This window comes from Acinetobacter sp. ACNIH3 (assembly GCF_002918965.1).
Classification (GTDB): Bacteria; Pseudomonadota; Gammaproteobacteria; order Pseudomonadales; family Moraxellaceae; genus Acinetobacter; species Acinetobacter schindleri.
On record NZ_PQLP01000161.1, the window covers coordinates 1 to 520 of the forward strand.

Annotated in this window: 1 protein-coding gene; it reads right to left on the minus strand. The window is 49.4% G+C overall.

Going from position 1 to position 520, the window contains the following annotated elements; translation table 11 throughout:
* On the minus strand, positions 1 to 520 hold a 520-nt coding region (locus tag C3420_RS17225; RefSeq protein WP_171294490.1), incomplete at both ends, for an FAD-dependent oxidoreductase.

The following is a 520-nucleotide window of genomic DNA, read 5'->3' on the forward strand; positions in this document are numbered from 1 at the left end:
TATCAAATTCCACCAGGGTGACATGCTCAACAATACCAGCAAGGTCGATCGCAGCTTCTACACCCGAGTTACCACCACCAATCACCGCAACACGTTTGCCTTTGAACAGTGGACCATCACAGTGTGGACAGTAGGCAACACCACGGGTTTTGTATTCCTGTTCACCCGGAACATTCATCTCTCTCCAGCGTGCACCAGTCGACAGAATCACGGTTTTAGATTCAAGTTTAGCCCCATTTTCTAAAGTCACTTCAACCAAACCGTTGGCAGTTTCATCTGCACCCTTGATGTCAGATACACGTTGCAGGTTCATGATGTCGACACCATATTCACGTACGTGGGCTTCCATCTCGGCAGCAAATTTTGGACCTTGGGTCTTTTGCACTGAAGTGTAGTTCTCAATGTCCATGGTATCCATGACCTGACCGCCCATACGTTCAGCCACGATCCCGGTTTTGATGCCTTTACGCGCTGCGTAGATTGCAGAGGTATTCCCCGCAGGACCACCACCAATCACAAG